Source organism: Pseudomonas mendocina (assembly GCA_037482215.1).
Classification (GTDB): Bacteria; Pseudomonadota; Gammaproteobacteria; order Pseudomonadales; family Pseudomonadaceae; genus Aquipseudomonas; species Aquipseudomonas mendocina_E.
Genome location: CP148074.1, coordinates 1,340,483 through 1,356,545 on the forward strand (window position 1 = coordinate 1,340,483; position 16,063 = coordinate 1,356,545).

17 protein-coding genes and 1 tRNA gene are annotated in these 16,063 nt (G+C 57.0%); 16 read left to right on the forward strand and 2 right to left on the reverse strand.

Going from position 1 to position 16,063, the window contains the following annotated elements; genetic code table 11:
• The first annotated feature begins 60 nt into the window (after window positions 1-60).
• From WG219_06050 to WG219_06070, 5 genes are read left to right on the forward strand one after another with little or no spacing between them, the layout of a single operon-like run.
• A complete protein-coding gene (locus WG219_06050) occupies window positions 61-1,131 on the forward strand; it encodes a ChuX/HutX family heme-like substrate-binding protein (protein ID WXL27018.1) in 1,071 nt (356 codons plus the stop codon).
• A 57-nt stretch (window positions 1,132-1,188) separates the two neighbouring features.
• A complete protein-coding gene (locus WG219_06055) occupies window positions 1,189-2,088 on the forward strand; it encodes an ABC transporter substrate-binding protein (protein ID WXL27019.1) in 900 nt (299 codons plus the stop codon).
• Between the two features lie 50 nt (window positions 2,089-2,138).
• The gene (locus WG219_06060; GenBank protein ID WXL27952.1) at window positions 2,139-3,125 is read left to right on the forward strand and encodes an iron ABC transporter permease; all 987 of its coding nucleotides are present in this window, start codon (window positions 2,139-2,141) and stop codon (window positions 3,123-3,125) included.
• Entirely contained in the window at window positions 3,125-3,892 is a 768-nt protein-coding gene (locus WG219_06065; GenBank protein ID WXL27020.1) for a heme ABC transporter ATP-binding protein, read from the forward strand. Before WG219_06060 ends, WG219_06065 begins: the two co-directional genes overlap by 1 nt.
• A 55-nt stretch (window positions 3,893-3,947) precedes the next feature.
• Window positions 3,948-4,829 (forward strand): ChaN family lipoprotein, encoded by an 882-nt coding sequence (locus WG219_06070; GenBank protein WXL27021.1) that lies wholly within the window; start codon window positions 3,948-3,950, stop codon window positions 4,827-4,829.
• 73 nt (window positions 4,830-4,902) lie between these two features.
• Here WG219_06070 and WG219_06075 read toward each other — a convergent pair.
• Window positions 4,903-4,987 (reverse strand) — tRNA-Leu (locus WG219_06075).
• A gap of 113 nt (window positions 4,988-5,100) precedes the next feature.
• Here WG219_06075 and queA point away from each other — a divergent pair.
• The 6 genes from queA (at window position 5,101) to WG219_06105 (ending at window position 11,169) form a co-directional block, all read left to right on the forward strand.
• Window positions 5,101-6,150, forward strand: coding sequence for a tRNA preQ1(34) S-adenosylmethionine ribosyltransferase-isomerase QueA (gene queA / locus WG219_06080; protein ID WXL27022.1), 1,050 nt, complete (start codon window positions 5,101-5,103; stop codon window positions 6,148-6,150).
• Window positions 6,151-6,164: 14 nt separating this feature from the next.
• Window positions 6,165-7,280 (forward strand): tRNA guanosine(34) transglycosylase Tgt, encoded by a 1,116-nt coding sequence (tgt, locus tag WG219_06085; GenBank protein ID WXL27953.1) that lies wholly within the window; start codon window positions 6,165-6,167, stop codon window positions 7,278-7,280.
• 39 nt (window positions 7,281-7,319) lie between these two features.
• Window positions 7,320-7,655, forward strand: coding sequence for a preprotein translocase subunit YajC (gene yajC, locus WG219_06090; GenBank protein WXL27023.1), 336 nt, complete (start codon window positions 7,320-7,322; stop codon window positions 7,653-7,655).
• Window positions 7,656-7,717: 62 nt separating this feature from the next.
• Window positions 7,718-9,580, forward strand: coding sequence for a protein translocase subunit SecD (gene secD / locus WG219_06095; GenBank protein ID WXL27024.1), 1,863 nt, complete (start codon window positions 7,718-7,720; stop codon window positions 9,578-9,580).
• A gap of 12 nt (window positions 9,581-9,592) precedes the next feature.
• A complete protein-coding gene (gene secF / locus WG219_06100; protein WXL27954.1) occupies window positions 9,593-10,504 on the forward strand; it encodes a protein translocase subunit SecF in 912 nt (303 codons plus the stop codon).
• A gap of 110 nt (window positions 10,505-10,614) precedes the next feature.
• Window positions 10,615-11,169: a glycine zipper 2TM domain-containing protein gene (locus WG219_06105; protein WXL27025.1), complete on the forward strand. Its 555-nt coding sequence runs from the start codon at window positions 10,615-10,617 to the stop codon at window positions 11,167-11,169.
• A gap of 57 nt (window positions 11,170-11,226) precedes the next feature.
• Here the strand turns inward: WG219_06105 and suhB are convergent, their stop codons facing one another.
• Complete coding sequence (suhB, locus tag WG219_06110; GenBank protein WXL27026.1) at window positions 11,227-12,042, reverse strand: inositol-phosphate phosphatase; 816 nt, start codon at window positions 12,040-12,042, stop codon at window positions 11,227-11,229.
• Between the two features lie 144 nt (window positions 12,043-12,186).
• Here suhB and trmJ point away from each other — a divergent pair, with 144 nt between their 5' ends.
• From trmJ to iscU, 5 genes are all read left to right on the forward strand, one after another.
• Window positions 12,187-12,966 carry a tRNA (cytosine(32)/uridine(32)-2'-O)-methyltransferase TrmJ gene (gene trmJ, locus WG219_06115; GenBank protein WXL27027.1) on the forward strand — a complete coding sequence of 260 codons (780 nt, stop codon included), beginning with the start codon at window positions 12,187-12,189 and terminating at the stop codon, window positions 12,964-12,966.
• Window positions 12,959-13,735, forward strand: a complete 777-nt coding sequence (gene cysE, locus WG219_06120) for a serine O-acetyltransferase (protein ID WXL27028.1) — start codon at window positions 12,959-12,961, stop codon at window positions 13,733-13,735. The genes trmJ and cysE overlap by 8 nt, the downstream gene beginning before the upstream one ends.
• Window positions 13,736-13,875: 140 nt before the next feature.
• A complete protein-coding gene (gene iscR, locus WG219_06125) occupies window positions 13,876-14,367 on the forward strand; it encodes a Fe-S cluster assembly transcriptional regulator IscR (protein WXL27029.1) in 492 nt (163 codons plus the stop codon).
• A 48-nt stretch (window positions 14,368-14,415) separates the two neighbouring features.
• Window positions 14,416-15,630 carry an IscS subfamily cysteine desulfurase gene (locus WG219_06130; GenBank protein ID WXL27030.1) on the forward strand — a complete coding sequence of 405 codons (1,215 nt, stop codon included), beginning with the start codon at window positions 14,416-14,418 and terminating at the stop codon, window positions 15,628-15,630.
• Window positions 15,631-15,671: 41 nt separating this feature from the next.
• Window positions 15,672-16,058, forward strand: coding sequence for a Fe-S cluster assembly scaffold IscU (iscU, locus tag WG219_06135; protein WXL27031.1), 387 nt, complete (start codon window positions 15,672-15,674; stop codon window positions 16,056-16,058).
• Window positions 16,059-16,063 lie beyond the last annotated feature (5 nt).

Consider the following 16,063-nt stretch of genomic DNA (forward strand, 5'->3'; position numbering starts at 1 on the left):
CAAAATTCAGGTGGGTTGCCTCTGGCGGCTCATCAATCCGTGATTGAGAAGGAGCTACACATGGAACATTCGCCATCGCTGAACCGTTCAGTCAGCGCTCTATACCAGGCCTGGCAAATACTGCGTGCCGAGCAGCCACGCTTGCGTGCCCGCGATGCTGCCACGCAGTTGAAGGTCAGTGAGGGTGAGCTGGTTGCCAGCCGCTTAGGTGTCGACGCCGTGCGTCTGCGCCCGGAGTGGGCCCAGCTGCTGCCGGCGTTGGGCGAGTTGGGCTACATCATGGCGCTGACCCGCAATGAACATTGCGTGCACGAACGTAAGGGCTTTTACCGAGATGTGACCGTGACCCCGAACGGGCAAATGGGCTTGGTGGTCAGCCCAGACATCGACTTGCGCCTGTTTCTAGGCGGTTGGGACAGTGTGTTTGCTGTGGATGAGAAAACCCAGAAAGGTGCCCAGCGCAGTATCCAGATTTTCGACCGACAAGGCACTGCGGTGCACAAGGTCTTCCTCACCGAGCAGAGCCATCATCAAGCCTGGGAGGCTTTGATTGAGCGCTTCAAGGATGAGGTGCAAAGCGATGTGCTTAATCTGCAACCGTTGCCGGAAAAGCCAGCTGCGCAAGCGGATGCGGCGATTGATGTGACCAGCCTGCGCACCGGCTGGGCTGAGCTCAAGGACACCCATCATTTCTTCGCCTTACTGAGAAAACATGGCGCTGCCCGTACCCAGGCGCTGCGTCTGGCTGGGCGTCAGTGGGCCGAGCCGCTGGCGCTGGAGGAGCTGCCAAACGTGCTGGAAACGGCTGGCGAGCGCCAGGTGCCGGTGATGGTGTTTGTGGGTAACCAACACTGCATCCAGATTCATACCGGCCCTGTCAGCAACATGCGCTGGCTCGACACTTGGTTCAACGTGATGGCCCCGGAATTCAACCTGCATCTGCAAACCGCGGGTGTGACTGAACTGTGGCGCGTTCGTAAGCCAAGCACCGATGGCGTGATCACCAGTTGGGAGGCTTTTGATGCGGACGGTGAGTTGGTATTGCAGCTCTTTGGTGCGCGTAAGCCAGGTGTACCAGAGCTGGAAACGTGGCGTGCGCTGGCCGAAGAAGCCCCGGCCCTGAGCATCTAAGCCCGTTCAGACGGCTGCGGGTGCAGTCGTCTGTTATTCCGATTGCAGAGAGCAGACATGAAAGCCTTGAATGCAGTAATCGCGGTGTGCGCGAGTGTAATGTTGGCCACTGCGGCCCTGGCGGATGAGCCATTGCCGCAGCGTTGGATCACCGCCGGTGGTTCGTTGAGTGAGTGGGTGGTCGAATTGGGCGGCGAACGTCATCTGGTGGGGGTAGACAGTACCAGCCGCCACCCTGCGTCCCTGACAAAACTGCCAAGCGTGGGCTACCAGCGGCAACTGGCTGCCGAAGGCATTTTGGCGTTGCGCCCCGACGTTGTGCTCGGTACTGAGGAGATGGGCCCGCCGCCTGTGCTGGCGCAACTGCGCAGCGCCGGGGTGAAAGTTCAGTCGCTGTCCTCACAGCCAGAGTTGAACAGCCTGCACGCTAACTTGCAGTATGTTGGTGAGTTGCTCGGTGATAAGGGCCGGGCAGAGCAGGTGTTTAGTGCTTATCAGCAGCGCTTGGCGCAGCAGCAAGCGTGGCTGACCGATGTGCAGAAAAAGCAGTCAGCCCCTGGCGTTGTGATTCTGATCGGGCATGCCGGAGCCAGCCCGATGGCTGGGGGGAGGGATACGGTCGCTGACTGGCTGGTGGCCCATGCAGGTGGGCGTAACCTGGCCACGCACGAAGGTTACAAGGCGCTTTCCACCGAAGCGCTGCTGGGCCTGAACCCGGACGTGGTACTGATCGCAGACCGACAGCTGGCCGGTGAGGCGGCGCAAAAGGCATTGCTCAGCCAGAACCCCGCCCTGGCAGCCACCAAGGCTGCAACTGAAGGGCGCTTGCTGGTGATTGATCCCACTTTGCTGGTAGGCGGGCTCGGGCCACGTTTGCCAGACGCCCTGAGTGAAATCTCAGCGCTGTTTTATCCCGGAACCACGTCAGTCCCGTCAGACGCTAAGTCGGCTTTATGAGTCCATTGATCCGGCCGCGGCTGTTGTTTGTCGCGTTGGCACTGCTGCTATTGGTTTCACTGTGGGCTTCGCTTGCGTTTGGGCCGATCAACCTTGCTCTGTTGGATACGCTCAAGGCTGGCCTTCGTTTATTGGGGCTACCAATAGGCGGGGAGGGATTGGCTCAAGCTGAATTGATTCTGAGTGAGATTCGTCTGCCCAGAACCCTGCTCGGCGTATTGGTGGGGGCAGTGCTGGCGCTGTGTGGCGTGGCCATGCAGGGGCTGTTTCGCAACCCACTGGCGGACCCAGGGCTGATTGGTGTGGCCAGTGGCGCTGCGTTGGGCGCCTCACTGGCGATTGTCGGCGGCGTTACGCTGATCGGTGGTTTGCCTAAAGTGCTTGAGCCGTACCTGCTTTCTCTCTTCGCCTTTATCGGCGGCTTGGGCGTGACGGCACTGGTATACAGCCTGGGGCGTCGCAATGGTGAAACCAATGTGGCGACCATGTTGTTGGCCGGCATTGCTTTTACTGCGCTATCCGGCGCAGTGATCGGGTTGTTCACCTACCTGGCCGACGATGCCACGTTGCGCAGCCTGACCTCTTGGGGACTTGGCAGCTTGAACGGGGCGAGCTACGCCCGATTTTGGCCCCTGCTGATCGTCACTGCGGCAGTTGCACTGTGGCTACCACGCCGGGCCAAAGCGTTGAATGCGCTGTTACTGGGGGAGTCTGAAGCGCGGCATCTGGGCTTTTCGGTGGAGCGGGTCAAGGCTGAACTGGTGTTCTGCACGGCGCTGGGCGTTGGTGCTGCGGTGGCGGCAGCGGGGATGATCGGCTTTATAGGTCTGGTGATTCCCCATTTGGTGCGGCTGATGGTCGGGCCTGATCATCGCGTGCTGTTACCAGCGTCTGCGTTGGCGGGGGCTTGTTTGTTACTGCTGGCGGATCTGATTTCGCGTTTGGCGTTGGCTCCGGCTGAATTGCCGATTGGCATCGTAACGGCTCTGATTGGTGCGCCGTTCTTCCTTTACCTACTTGTGCGGGGGCGAACCTGATGTTGCGGGCAGAGAATCTGGCCGTGCAGCGTGGTTCGACCACGGTGCTGGCAGGCATCAATCTGGAGTTGCGTGCAGGCGAAGTGCTGGGCGTGCTTGGTCCCAACGGTACAGGTAAGAGCACACTGCTCGGCGCGTTGTGTGGTGAACTGAAACCGAGCCACGGGCAGGTGTTGCTGGAGCAACGCCCACTGCACAGCTGGGCCGGTTCGGAGCGGGCCAGACGGCTGGCGGTGTTACCGCAATCGTCCACGCTGAACTTTGCCTTTCGCGTTGAAGAGGTGGTGGGTATGGGACGACTGCCCCACGCCAGTGGCCAGGCGCAGGACGCCGAAATTATCCGGCATGCGCTGGAGGCCGCGGATGTTGCTCACCTGTTCGGGCGCAGCTATCTGGCGCTCTCCGGCGGCGAGCGTCAGCGTGTGCATCTGGCAAGGGTGTTGGCCCAGCTCTGGCCTGCCGGAGCAGAGCAGGTGTTACTGCTGGACGAGCCCACATCGATGCTGGACCCCCTCCATCAGCACACCACCTTGCAGGCTACCCGTGAGTTTGTCGCCAGTGGCGCCAGCGCATTGGTGATCCTGCATGATCTGAATCTGGCTGCCCGTTACTGCGATCGCCTGCTGCTGCTTAATAACGGCCGTCCCCATGCCTTGGGTTGTCCAAACGAGGTACTGAGTGTAGAGGCACTGCAAGCTGTGTTCGGGCTAGAGGTGTTGGTACAACAGCATCCCGAGCGGGGTCACCCATTGATTGTGGCGCGTTGATCCAGCCAATATCCGGCCCATGTAAATGAGCCAATCCTATTGATAAGGGCTAAGTATGCGTATCGCGTTTTTACTGGTGTTAGCACTGTTAACGGCCTGCCAAGCGTCACTGCCGTCTGTGCCGCAGTGGCAGGGCAGTGAAGGTTTGCAGCATGAGCAATTGGGCAAAATTATTGAGCTGCGCACAGGCAACGAGTTGAGCCCGGAGCAACTGCTGGAGCGCCTCGCTGCTGCGCCCAAGGTGCTGGTGGGCGAACGCCATGACAATCCTGATCATCATGCATTGCAGCTCTGGCTGCTGCGGGCACTGGCCACGCAGCGGGATCAGGGCAGCCTGCTGCTGGAAATGCTTACACCGGACCAACAAGGCAAAGTCGATAGCGTCCGCACAGCTGTTGCCCAAGGTAAGGCGCCGGACGACATGATTCGCGCACTGAACTGGCAGCCAGGCTGGCCTTGGTCACTCTACGGCCCGCTGGTGCAATACGCTGTGCGTCAGCCGTATCCGCTGTTGGCGGCCAACCTTGAGCGCAGCGAAGTGATGGATATCTATAAGACCATCCCGACACTGACTGGCGAACACTCAACCCGCGCCAAGGTGCAGGAAGGGCTGTTTAAACAAATCCGCAGTTCCCACTGCAACCTCCTGCCCGAAAGCCAACTCCCGGCCATGCTCGCCGTTCAGCAACAACGCGACCGCCGTATGGCTGAAGCAATGATTGCTGCCCCAGAGCCGAGCATCCTGTTCGCCGGTGCCTACCATGCACGCCGCGACCTCGGAGTACCGCTGCACTTGCGTGATCTTAAGGCTGATAAGGGCTTGCAGGCGCTGATCCTGGCTGATGTCGGCAGCAAGGTTGCGTCTGAGTCGGCGGACTATGTCTGGTATACGGCGGCGCAGCCGGAGGAGGATCACTGCGCTCAGTTTCGTCGATAAAACACAGGCACAAAAAAACCGGCTTTAAGCCGGTTTTTTATTCAGATTCCGTTACCAGAATCTGATTGTTTAGTGGTGCCCCGGGGGAGACTCGAACTCCCACTCCTTTCGAAAACGGATTTTGAATCCGCCGCGTCTACCGATTCCGCCACCGGGGCACAATGGCGGCGCAGTATAGGGATGCGATTCGAGTTGGTCAATGCATTACGTGGCTAGAATTTGTGTTTTCCGGTAAGCTTCGCGGCCCTGCTAGATGATCCCCTGCCTAAACATGCGCGTCGCCGACTTCAATTTCGAGCTTCCAGATTCCCTGATTGCCCGCCACCCACTTGCCGAACGGCGCGCTAGCCGCTTGCTGGTGCTGGATGGTCCAACCGGAGAGCTGGCCCATAAACACTTCGCTGACGTGCTCGATTATCTGCGTCCTGGAGATTTGATGGTGTTTAACAACACCCGTGTGATTCCGGCGCGTTTATTTGGGCAAAAGGCTTCAGGCGGCAAGTTGGAAGTGCTGGTTGAGCGTGTGCTGGACAGCCATCGCGTGCTGGCCCATGTGCGGGCGAGCAAATCCCCTAAGCCCGGCTCAGTCATTTTGATTGATGGCGGTGGCGAGGCGGAGATGGTGGCGCGTCACGATTCGCTGTTCGAGCTGCGCTTCAATGAAGAGGTGCTGCCGCTGTTGGATCGGGTCGGCCACATGCCGCTTCCACCCTACATTGACCGCCCCGACGAAAACGCTGACCGTGAGCGTTACCAGACGGTCTATGCGCAACGTTCTGGAGCGGTGGCTGCGCCCACTGCGGGATTGCATTTTGATGATGAACTGTTGGCTGCACTTGAGGCCAAAGGTGTTCAGCGAGCATTTGTTACATTGCACGTAGGTGCTGGTACTTTCCAGCCGGTGCGGGTTGAGCGCATTGAAGATCACCATATGCACAGTGAGTGGCTCGAAGTTACTCAGGCCGTGGTGGATGCAGTGGCAGCATGCCGCGCCCGTGGTGGTCGGGTGATTGCAGTGGGAACGACCAGTGTGCGTTCACTGGAAACCGCTGCCCGCGATGGGGAGTTAAAGGCGTTCAGTGGTGACACCGATATCTTCATCTACCCCGGTAGGCCGCTGCATGTGGTTGATGCCTTGGTGACCAACTTCCATTTGCCGGAGTCCACCCTGCTGATGCTGGTTTCAGCGTTCGCGGGCTACCCGGAAACCATGGCGGCTTACAAAGCGGCTGTGGATAACCAATACCGATTTTTCAGCTACGGTGATGCTATGTTCATCACCCGTAATCCCGCACCACGCGGGCCAGAGGAACAGCTATGACACGCACCTGTCGCATGTCTTTTGAATTGTTGGCGACTGAGGGCAAGGCCCGTCGTGGTCGTCTGACCTTTCCCCGTGGCGTGGTCGAAACCCCGGCCTTCATGCCGGTTGGTACCTACGGCACCGTAAAGGGCATGCTGCCCCGTGATATTGAAGGCATTGGTGCGCAGATCATTCTGGGTAACACCTTCCACCTGTGGTTGCGCCCTGGTACCGAGGTGATCAAACGTCACGGTGACCTGCACGATTTTATGCAGTGGCAAGGGCCGATCCTGACAGACTCGGGCGGCTTTCAAGTGTTCAGCCTTGGTGCAATGCGCAAAATTAAGGAAGAGGGCGTCTACTTCGCCTCTCCTGTGGATGGCGCCAAAGTATTTATGGGGCCAGAAGAGTCGATGCAGGTTCAGCGTGATCTGGGCTCTGACATTGTGATGATCTTCGACGAGTGCACACCGTATCCCGCTGAGTTTGATGTAGCCAAGCGCTCAATGGAGCTTTCGCTGCGTTGGGCCAAACGCTCGAAAGAGGCCCATGCCGATAACACTGCTGCACTGTTCGGTATTGTTCAGGGTGGTATGCACGAAGAGTTGCGCATGCGCTCTTTGGAAGGCCTGAATGAAATTGGCTTCGACGGATACGCCATTGGTGGTTTGTCCGTCGGTGAGCCGAAAGAAGAAATGATCAAGGTGCTGGATTACTTGCCGCCGCGCCTGCCGAGCGACAAGCCACGTTACCTGATGGGCGTTGGTAAGCCGGAAGACCTGGTAGAAGGCGTGCGCCGCGGTGTAGATATGTTTGACTGCGTGATGCCGACTCGCAATGCTCGCAACGGCCACCTGTTTATTGATACCGGTGTTCTGAAAATTCGCAATGCGGTGCACAAACACGACGATTCACCGCTGGATCCGACCTGTGATTGTTACACCTGCAAACATTTCTCCCGCGCATATCTGCATCATCTTGATAAATGCGGTGAAATGCTCGGTAGCATGCTCAACACCATCCATAACTTGCGCCATTATCAGGTGCTGATGGCTGGTTTGCGTGAGGCAATTCAACAAGGTACATTGGCCGCCTTTGTCGATGCCTTCTACGCCAAGCGGGGCCTTCCAACCCCACCACTGGATTGATTTCTAGACGTATTAAGTCCTTTGCTACAGGAGTGTTACATGAGTTTCTTTATCCCCGCAGCTTACGCTGAAGGTGCTGCTCCGGCTGCTGGTGCTGCCGGTACTGGTTTTGAGTGGGTATTCCTGCTCGGCTTCCTGGTCATCTTTTATCTGATGATCTGGCGCCCACAAGCCAAGCGTGCGAAAGAGCACAAATCCCTGATCGGCGGCCTGCAAAAAGGCGACGAGGTTGTTACCAGCGGCGGTATTGCCGGTAAGGTATCCAAGGTTTCTGATGACTTCGTGGTAATCGAAGTGTCCGACACCGTAGAGCTGAAGATTCAGAAAGTAGCCATCGCAGCATCTCTGCCGAAAGGCACGCTGAAGGCTATCTAAGCGACAGACTTTCACCATCGACGGGGCGCTCATTAGCGCCCCGCTTCATAACGGGCGGTTCCATGCTGAACAAATACCCCTTGTGGAAATACATTCTGATTCTTGCCGTATTGGCAATCGGTCTGATTTATTCCGCACCCAACCTCTATCCGGATGATCCTGCCATTCAGGTCAGTGGCGCCAGTACTGCGCTGAAGGTCGATGAGTCGTCTTTAAGTAAGGCCACCAGCGCCCTTGAAGCCGCCGGCATCGCTGTAAAAGGCAGTGAGGTGAGTGAGCGGGGCGGTCTGCTACGCCTGACGCGTATGGCTGACCAACTGCCAGCTAAGGACATTGTGCGTAAGGCCATGGGCGACGACTATGTCGTGGCACTGAACCTGGCACCTACTACGCCAGACTGGCTGCGCTCTGTAGGCGCCAGCCCAATGAAGCTGGGCCTTGACCTCTCGGGTGGTGTGCACTTCCTGCTTGAAGTGGACATGGAGAAGGCCATCACGGCACGTCTGAAAGTCTACGAAAGTGAAGTTAAAACCCTGCTGCGTAAAGAGCGCGTTCGCTACCGTACCCTGCCAGCGCAGGAAAACGGCTTCCAGCTGGGGTTTGCTGACAGTGACTCGCTCGAAAAGGCGCAGTCGCTGATCCGCAAAGAATTTACCGATTTCGACATGACCACCAATACCCGTGGTGATCAGCAGATCCTTAATCTGGCGCTGACTCAGGCGCGTCTTAGTGAGATTCGCGAATATTCGATCAAGCAGAACCTGACCACCGTTCGTAACCGTGTGAACGAACTGGGCGTGGCTGAGCCGTTGGTTCAGCGTCAGGGTGCTAACCGTATCGTGGTTGAGCTGCCGGGCGTGCAGGACACCGCAGAAGCCAAGCGTATTTTGGGTAAAACGGCCAGCCTTGAGTTCCGCCTTGAGGCTGAGATTGATGCACCGCGTGCTGCCACTGAGTCTTTCGGTTTCCGTCAGGCTGGCCGCCCGCCTGTTGCGTTGGAGCGCAGCCTGATCATCACGGGTGATCAGGTAACGGATGCTCAAGCCAGTTACGACGAAAACGGCCGCCCGCAAGTGAACATCCGTCTGGATGGCCACGGCGGTGAGCTGATGTCCCGTGCGACCCGCAATAATGTGGGCCGCAGCATGGCGGTGATCTTCATTGAGCAGAAGCCGGTTACTCAGTACACCAAGCAGGTTGTTGACGGTGTTGAGCAAGAGGTTGCTGTTCAGTCGTTTAAAGAAGAGAAGCAGATCATCAGCCTGGCAACCATCCAGTCGCCGCTGGGTAGCCAGTTCCGTATTACCGGTCTGGATGGCCAGGGTGAGTCTTCTGAGCTGGCGCTGCTGCTGCGCGCTGGTGGTCTGGCAGCCCCGATGTACTTCGCTGAAGAGCGCACAATCGGCCCAAGCCTGGGTGCTGAGAACATTGCCAAGGGTATCGAGTCCACCTGGTGGGCCATGGTGTTCGTGTCGGTGTTCATTGTGATCATCTACAAGTTCTTCGGCGTGCTGGCTACAGTTGCTCTGGCGTTCAACCTGGCGCTGTTGGTTGGCCTGATGTCAGTAATTGGTGCCACCCTGACCTTGCCAGGTATTGCCGGTATTGTGCTGACGCTGGGTATGGCGGTGGACGCCAACGTACTGATCTACTCACGCATACGTGAAGAACTGAATAATGGTCTGTCGGTGCAGCGTGCGATCCATGAAGGTTTCGATCGTGCCTATACCGCAATTATCGACAGTAACCTGACCACGCTGCTGGTTGGGGGCATTCTGTTCGCGCTGGGCTCCGGTCCGATCAAGGGCTTTGCTGTGACACTGTCGCTGGGGATTCTGACATCCATGTTTACAGCGATCATGTTCACTCGCGGCATGGTCAACCTGATCTTCGGTGGTCGTAACTTCAAGAAACTGTGGATCTGACCAATGGCCATTATCAAATCAACCATTCGTTTCATGGCGATCCGCAATGTTGCGTTCGCCATCACTTTGGTGCTGACCGTTATCGGTCTGGGTGCTTTGTTTGCCAAAGGGCTTAACTTCGGTCTGGACTTTACTGGCGGTACGCTGATTGAGCTCAAATACGAGAAGGCAGCTGATCTTGAGCTGATCAAGCGTGAGCTGGGGCAGGCGGGCTACACCGACGCTGTCGTGCAGAGCTTTGGCGCGACCACTGATGTGCTGGTGCGTATGGCGGGCGACGATCCGCAGCTGGGCACTAAGGTCGCTGAGGCGCTGCGCAAGATTGACCCGGACACCGGCTTTGAAGTTAAGCGTGTGGAGTTCGTAGGCCCGCAGGTGGGTGAGGAGCTGCGTGACCAGGGTGGCCTGGCGGCGCTGCTGGCCTTGGGCGGGATCATGCTCTACTTGGCTTTCCGTTTTCAGTGGAAGTTTGGTGTGGGGGCGGTGGCCTCTCTGGCTCACGATACCGTGATTACGCTGGGTATCCTGGCGTTCTTTGAGATCCCATTCGACCTGACAGTGTTGGCTGCGGTACTGGCGATGATCGGTTACTCGCTGAACGACACGATCATTATCTATGACCGTATCCGTGAGAACTTCCGTGTACTGCGCAAGGCTGACTTGATCGAGAACATCGATATCTCGGTTACTCAGACCCTGTTGCGTACCATGGCTACTTCGTTCTCCACTGCACTGGCGCTGATCGCGTTGCTGGTGTTCGGTGGCGACACCCTGGCTAACTTCGCACTGGCGCTGTTGGTGGGTGTGGTTGTGGGGACTTACTCGTCGGTTTACATCGGAGCAACCGTTCTGGTGTGGTTGAAGCTGCGAGTAGAGGACTTGATCCCGCCTGCGGTGACTGAAGAGGTGGATGATCGTCCTTGATCTAGTACGATCTGTCCGTTTGTCGATAAAAGGCCGGGTAAGTTGTGAACTTGCCCGGTTTTTTTATGCTCAAAGGAACGTGAGCAACCAAGTAGCTCAAGGAGCTTGAGATGAACAAATCAATGTTGGCGGGTGCTGTATTAGGCGCGGTAGGCGTTACGGCCGGTGGTGCTGTTGCTACGTACAACATGGTCAGTGCGCCTGAGTATGCCCAGGTACTGGCTGTGAAACCGGTCATGGAAACCATCAAGACTCCACGCGAGGTCTGCAAAGATGTTGCGGTAACGCGGCAGGCGCCCGTGAAGGATCAGCATCAGATTGCGGGTACTGCGATTGGCGCTGTGGTAGGTGGCTTGTTGGGTAATCAGGTCGGAGGTGGTACTGGCAAGAAGATTGCCACTGTTGCAGGTGCCGTCGGAGGGGGCTACGCAGGTAACAAAGCCCAAGAGCATTTGCAGCAAAAAGATACTTACACAACCACTGAGACCCGTTGCAATACCGTTACGGATACCAGTGAGAAGCTAGTGGGTTACGACGTTAAATATGAGCTGGATGGCAAAGTCGGTCAGGTGCGTATGGCGCAAGACCCAGGACGGCAGATTCCGGTGCGTGATGGGCAGCTTGTGTTGGCCGAGGAAGCGTCGGCCGCAGCAGCTGCGCAGTGAGAGCGTACGCGTCAGGCATAAAAAAGCGCCCGGAAGGGCGCTTTTTTATTGGTCTTTTCAGCGCTTCAGTGAAGCGGAAAGATGCGGCTGAATAGCAGTCAGAACGGCTTTGAAGCACTTGGTGTTACCGGCAACCACTTGGCCTTTTTCCAAGAATTCATGGCCACCGCTGAAGTCACTGACCAAGCCGCCTGCTTCCTGAATCAGCAGTGCACCTGCAGCCATGTCCCACTCGGACAGGCCGAACTCCCAGAAGGCATCGAAGCGACCAGCTGCAACGTAGGCAAGGTCCAGGCTGGCAGCGCCTGCGCGGCGGATGCCTGCGGTTTGGCCAACCAGGGAACGGAACATGCCCAAGTAGTTTTCCAGGTTTTCCATCTGGCTGTCGCGGAACGGGAAACCTGTGCCCAGCAATGCCCCTTCGAGGCTCTTGCGATTGCCTACGCGCAGGCGGCGACCGTTAAGTGCCGCGCCGCGACCACGGCTTGCGGTAAATTCTTCTTGGCGGACGGGGTCGAGCACAACGGCGTGTTCCAGGCGGCCACGGTATTTGCAGGCAATGCTCACCGCGTAGTGGGGGATGCCCCGCAGGAAGTTGGTGGTACCGTCCAGTGGGTCAATGATCCACAGGTAATCAGCGCCGTCACCGCTGCCTTCGCTAAGGCCGCTTTCTTCGCCGAGAATGCCATGATTCGGATAGGCCTTGCGCAGCGCCTGAACAATCAGCTGTTCTGCTGAACGGTCGATTTCGCTGACATAATCTTTGGCTTCTTTCTCGTCGACCGAAATAACGTCCAAGCGTTCGGTTGAGCGGAAAATCATTTCGCCGGCGCTACGGGCTGCGCGCAGCGCGATATTCAGCATGGGCTGCATGGAGGTTCACCTGGGGCTTTAAAGAAAGCCGATCATTCTATCAGAAACGAAACATTAATGAAGTGTGCGCTGTGGCCTGAATGGCGCAAGGTGAGACGGTTCTGTAAGATTTATCGATCTAAACCCTGTCTGTGAGCGTTTGTGGTGCTGGAAAAAATTCGAGTCGTCCTGGTTAATACCAGTCATCCGGGAAATATCGGTGGGGCTGCGCGCGCCATGAAGAACATGGGGCTGTCACGTCTCGTTCTGGTTGATCCGGTTGAGTTTCCAAGCTCGGAGGCGGTGGCCCGGGCTTCGGGGGCTACAGATGTGCTGGACTCTGCGCAGGTCGTGCAGACACTTGAGGAAGCTTTGGTTGGCTGTAATGTGGTGTTGGGTACCAGTGCTCGTGACCGCCGCATTCCCTGGCCTTTGCTCGATCCGCGGGAGTGCGGGGTCACTGCCTGCGAACAGGCGGCTCAGGGGGGTGAGGTGGCTCTGGTGTTCGGGCGTGAGTACGCTGGGCTGACTAATGAAGAGTTACAGCGTTGCCATTATCACGTCCACATTCCGTCTGACCCTGAGTTCAGCTCGCTTAATTTGGCGGCTGCAGTTCAGGTGTTGGCCTATGAAGTGCGCATGGCTTGGCTGGCTGCCAGTAATCAGCCGACTAAGCAGCAGAAATTCGAAGCTACTGCGGTGCAGAGCTCGCAACCGGTAACAGCGGACGAGTTGGAGTCTTTCTATGCGCATCTGGAGCAGGCGTTAATTGAGATTCGCTTTCTGGACCCGGCGAAGCCGCGCCACCTGATGAGTCGCTTACGCAGGCTCTATGGGCGCAGTCAGGTGAGTAAACTTGAGATGAATATTTTGCGTGGAATTCTGACCGAAACGGTCAAGGCTGCGCGGGGTGAGTTGCCTGCTCAGGAGAAAGCAGATGTTTGAACGTATGCGCGAAGATATTCGCAGTGTGTTTCACCGTGATCCGGCTGCACGTAATGCGTTCGAAGTGGTGACCTGTTATCCGGGGTTACATGCGGTCTGGTTACACCGTATCGCCCATGCGCTGTGGACGTCTGGCTGGAAGTGGCTGGCGCGTTTGGTGTCCAATTTCGGGCGTTGGATGACCGGAATTGAGATTCATCCGGGTGCGAAAATTGGTCGTCGTTTCTTCATTGATCACGGCATGGGCATTGTGATCGGTGAGACTGCCGAGATTGGCAATGATGTAACCCTTTACCAAGGGGTTACCCTGGGAGGGACCAGTTGGAACAAGGGTAAGCGCCATCCTACGCTTGAAGATGGCGTGGTCGTCGGGGCGGGTGCCAAGGTCCTTGGTCCTTTTACGGTTGGGGCAGGGGCTAAGATAGGCTCAAATGCTGTGGTGACTAAGGCAGTGCCGGCAGGGGCGACTGCGGTGGGGATACCGGGACGGATCATCGTCAAGGCAGATGATGAGCGGGAGGCTAAGCGTCAGGCAATTGCTGAGAAGTTTGGTTTCGATGCTTATGGTGTTGGTCAGGACATGCCTGACCCTGTGGCGCGTGCCATTGGTCAGTTGTTGGATCACCTGCATGTGGTGGATGAGCGTCTTGAGGGTATGTGTGGCGCGCTGAAATCACTGGGTAGTGACTACTGTGCTGGTGAGTTGCCACAGTTGCGTGACGAAGATTTCGATGGGGTGGTCAAAGAGGTGGCGAAGCCGCAGGTTTGATAGCGTGAGGGCGAGCAACTTGCTATGATGTGCGCCCTCATATGCAACTTAATCCCGACTAGCGTGCTGGGTCTTATAGTTGACTTAAATGCTCGGGAATTGCATAATCGCAGCCTGTTGCGATCACGCGGTAATCCCTCATGCGATTAACCACTAAAGGCCGATACGCCGTCACTGCCATGCTCGATCTGGCGCTGCATGCCCAGCGTGGGCCTGTATCTCTAGCTGACATTTCCGAGCGGCAGGGTATTTCTCTTTCTTATCTGGAGCAGCTGTTTGCCAAGCTTCGCCGTAGCAATCTGGTTTCCAGTGTGCGCGGCCCAGGCGGTGGTTACCAGTTGTCCCGTGATATGCGCGGGATTCAGGTGGCAGAAGTGATTGATGCAGTGAATGAATCGGTCGATGCCACGCGCTGTCAGGGGCAGGGGGATTGCCATGCTGGTGATACCTGTCTGACTCACCACTTGTGGTGCGATCTGAGTCAGCGAATTCATGAGTTTTTGAGTGGCATCAGCCTGGCTGATCTGGTTACTCGTAGTGAAGTGCAGGAAGTAGCTCTGCGTCAGGATCAGCGCCGTTGCAGTAATGGGGCGCCGCACCTGGACAAGATTCAAGCGTCCGCCGTTGATTGAGGGTGGGGCGCAGGCCGACGGGCCAGATACCTGATTAGGAGAAAGTTGATGAAATTGCCGATTTATCTCGATTACTCCGCGACCACTCCGGTTGATCCGCGAGTTGCGCAAAAAATGAGTGACTGCCTGCTGGTTGACGGTAATTTCGGTAACCCAGCGTCCCGTTCCCACGTCTTTGGCTGGAAAGCTGAAGAGGCTGTTGAGAACGCTCGCCGCCAGGTGGCTGAGCTGGTCAATGCTGATCCACGTGAGATCGTCTGGACTTCCGGTGCCACCGAGTCGGACAACCTTGCTATCAAAGGCGTGGCTGAGTTCTACAAGTCCAAAGGTAAGCACCTGATTACCTCCAAAATTGAGCACAAGGCTGTCCTCGACACCATGCGCCAACTGGAGCGTGAAGGGTTTGAAGTGACTTATCTGGACCCGACTGAAGAAGGCCTGATCACCCCAGCGATGATCGAGGCTGCCCTGCGTGAGGACACCATTCTGGTGTCGGTCATGATGGTCAATAACGAAATCGGTAGCGTTAACGATATCGCTGCAATTGGTGAACTGACCCGTGCCCGTGGCGTGTTCTTCCATGTTGATGCTGCTCAGGCGACTGGTAAGGTCGAGATTGACCTCAATACCCTGAAAGTCGATCTGATGTCCTTCTCGGCACACAAAACCTACGGCCCGAAAGGTATCGGTGCTCTGTATGTGCGTCGTAAACCGCGCGTGCGTCTCGAAGCGCAGATCCACGGTGGCGGTCATGAGCGTGGCATGCGTTCAGGCACTCTGGCGACTCACCAAATCGTTGGTATGGGCGAAGCATTCCGCATTGCTAAAGAAGAAATGGTGCAGGAAAACCAGCGCATCAAAGGCCTGCGCGACCGTTTCTACAAGCAGCTTGAAGATCTGGAAGAGCTGTACGTTAACGGCAGTCTGACTTCTGGCGTACCGCACAACCTCAATCTGAGCTTCAACTATGTTGAGGGTGAGTCGCTGATCATGGCGCTCAAAGACCTCGCTGTTTCTTCCGGTTCGGCCTGTACTTCGGCCTCGCTGGAGCCTTCCTACGTGCTGCGTGCGTTGGGGCGTAATGACGAGCTGGCACACAGCTCCATTCGTTTCACCTTCGGCCGCTTTACGACCGAGGAAGAAATTGACTACGCCGCGCAGAAAGTGCGCGAGGCGGTCACCAAGCTGCGCGAGCTTTCGCCGCTGTGGGATATGTTTAAAGAAGGTGTGGACCTGACCAAAGTCGAGTGGGCTGCACACTAAGGCTGCCGGTGAGCAGTCCCTGATGAGAGAGGAATACCAGCATGGCTTACAGTGACAAGGTCATTGACCACTACGAAAACCCCCGCAACGTCGGCAAGATGGATGCGGCTGATCCTGATGTCGGCACCGGCATGGTCGGTGCTCCGGCGTGTGGTGACGTAATGCGTCTGCAGATCAAGGTGAATGAGCAGGGTGTCATTGAAGACGCCAAGTTCAAAACCTACGGTTGCGGTTCCGCAATCGCATCCAGCTCCCTCGCTACCGAGTGGATGAAGGGTAAGACCCTGGATGAGGCAGAAACCATCAAGAACACTGAGTTGGCTGAAGAACTTGCACTGCCGCCAGTGAAGATCCACTGCTCAGTACTCGCTGAAGATGCCATCAAGGCTGCTGTTCGCGATTACAAGCAGAAGAAAGGCCTGCTCTAAGGAGG

Bases quoted from the DNA above. Each gene is read 5' to 3' on its own strand.
- iscU (WXL27031.1), top strand. From the start codon at position 15,672: ATGGCTTACAGTGACAAGGTCATTGACCACTACGAAAACCCCCGCAAC.
- WG219_06050 (WXL27018.1), top strand. From the start codon at position 61: ATGGAACATTCGCCATCGCTGAACCGTTCAGTCAGCGCTCTATACCAG.
- suhB (WXL27026.1), bottom strand. From the start codon at position 12,042: ATGCAGCCCATGCTGAATATCGCGCTGCGCGCAGCCCGTAGCGCCGGC.
- WG219_06065 (WXL27020.1), top strand. From the start codon at position 3,125: ATGTTGCGGGCAGAGAATCTGGCCGTGCAGCGTGGTTCGACCACGGTG.
- tgt (WXL27953.1), top strand. From the start codon at position 6,165: ATGTCTTTTGAATTGTTGGCGACTGAGGGCAAGGCCCGTCGTGGTCGT.
- iscR (WXL27029.1), top strand. From the start codon at position 13,876: ATGCGATTAACCACTAAAGGCCGATACGCCGTCACTGCCATGCTCGAT.
- cysE (WXL27028.1), top strand. From the start codon at position 12,959: ATGTTTGAACGTATGCGCGAAGATATTCGCAGTGTGTTTCACCGTGAT.
- WG219_06055 (WXL27019.1), top strand. From the start codon at position 1,189: ATGAAAGCCTTGAATGCAGTAATCGCGGTGTGCGCGAGTGTAATGTTG.
- secD (WXL27024.1), top strand. From the start codon at position 7,718: ATGCTGAACAAATACCCCTTGTGGAAATACATTCTGATTCTTGCCGTA.
- WG219_06130 (WXL27030.1), top strand. From the start codon at position 14,416: ATGAAATTGCCGATTTATCTCGATTACTCCGCGACCACTCCGGTTGAT.
- WG219_06070 (WXL27021.1), top strand. From the start codon at position 3,948: ATGCGTATCGCGTTTTTACTGGTGTTAGCACTGTTAACGGCCTGCCAA.
- yajC (WXL27023.1), top strand. From the start codon at position 7,320: ATGAGTTTCTTTATCCCCGCAGCTTACGCTGAAGGTGCTGCTCCGGCT.
- queA (WXL27022.1), top strand. From the start codon at position 5,101: ATGCGCGTCGCCGACTTCAATTTCGAGCTTCCAGATTCCCTGATTGCC.
- WG219_06105 (WXL27025.1), top strand. From the start codon at position 10,615: ATGAACAAATCAATGTTGGCGGGTGCTGTATTAGGCGCGGTAGGCGTT.